The organism is Rhizobium sp. BK538 (assembly GCF_014197575.1).
Taxonomy (GTDB): domain Bacteria; phylum Pseudomonadota; class Alphaproteobacteria; order Rhizobiales; family Rhizobiaceae; genus Rhizobium.
The window spans coordinates 1-1145 of record NZ_JACIFT010000066.1; the positions used below are offsets into that span (position 1 = coordinate 1).

A 1145-nucleotide genomic window follows, 5' to 3' on the forward strand; every position below is an offset into this window, starting at 1 on the left:
TCAAATGAGCAAGCGGATCGTAGTTACCGGTGGAAGCGGCAAGGCCGGCCGCCATGCCGTTCCCTATCTGCAAAACAAGGGACACAAGGTCCGCAACCTTGACCTCGTTCCGTTGAACTGCCCCGGCGTGCAGACGCTGATTACGGATCTGACCGATGGCGGCCAGACCTTCAACGCTTTGTCGATGCATTTCAACGGCGAGGAGCTGCAGACGGGAGGCGGACCGGCCAAGGTTGATGCCGTCGTCCATTTCGCAGCCATCCCGAGCCTGCTGCTCAAGCCCGACAACCAGACCTTCGCGGTCAATGCGATCTCGACCTACAACGTCATCGAGGCCGCGGTGAAGCTGGGCATCCGCAAGGTGATCATCGCATCGAGCGAAACGACCTACGGCGTCTGTTTTGCCGAGGGCGACAAGGATTTCCATTCATTCCCGCTCGAAGAAGACTATGACATCGACCCGATGGACAGCTATGGCCTGTCCAAGGTCGTCAACGAGAAGACGGCCCGCGCGTTTGCGATGCGAAGCGGGATCGACATCTACGCCTTGCGGATCGCCAACGTCATCGAACCACATGAATACGACCGTTTTCCCGGTTTCCTTGCCGATCCAGCATCGCGCAAGCGCAACGCCTGGAGTTACATTGATGCCCGTGATCTGGGGCAGATCGTTGACCTTTGCCTGCAGGTCGACGGACTTGGCTTCCAGGTTTTCAACGCCGTCAACGACACCATCACGGCGACTGAACCGACGCGTGATTTCCTCAGTCGATGGGCGCCGAACACGCCCATCGTTCGAGAGCTCGGCGAATTCGAAGCGCCTCTCTCGAACCGGAAGATTCGTGAGGTTCTCGGTTTCAAGGAAGAACACAACTGGCGGAAATACGTGTCCGGCCGGTGATGTCGCAAGGCGCATCGCGGCTACCGCCAATCATCAACTCGGAGGAAAGATCATGGAGACCGTGAGACTTGGCAAAACCGGGCTTGAAGTCAGCCGTATCTGCTTCGGTTGCATGTCCTTCGGCAAGCAGACGGACGACCTCGAACTCACCACCGATGACATCAAGAAGCTTGAAGTCCCCTACAAGCCGCTGCACGTGGGCGGTTTCTGAGCGGAGCAAGGAAGCGAACATGACGATAGAACC

Annotated in this window: 2 protein-coding genes; both read left to right on the forward strand. The window is 57.9% G+C overall.

Going from position 1 to position 1145, the window contains the following annotated elements; all coding sequences use genetic code 11:
* The first annotated feature begins 4 nt into the window (after positions 1-4).
* Positions 5-901, forward strand: a complete 897-nt coding sequence (locus FHX09_RS29390) for an NAD(P)-dependent oxidoreductase (RefSeq protein ID WP_183723314.1) — start codon at positions 5-7, stop codon at positions 899-901.
* A 52-nt stretch (positions 902-953) separates the two neighbouring features.
* Positions 954-1112 (forward strand): hypothetical protein, encoded by a 159-nt coding sequence (locus FHX09_RS29395; protein WP_183723315.1) that lies wholly within the window; start codon positions 954-956, stop codon positions 1110-1112.
* The last annotated feature ends 33 nt before the right edge of the window (positions 1113-1145 follow it).

Coding starts and splice junctions, on each gene's coding strand:
- FHX09_RS29390 (WP_183723314.1), top strand. CDS start 5: ATGAGCAAGCGGATCGTAGTTACCGGTGGAAGCGGCAAGGCCGGCCGC.
- FHX09_RS29395 (WP_183723315.1), top strand. CDS start 954: ATGGAGACCGTGAGACTTGGCAAAACCGGGCTTGAAGTCAGCCGTATC.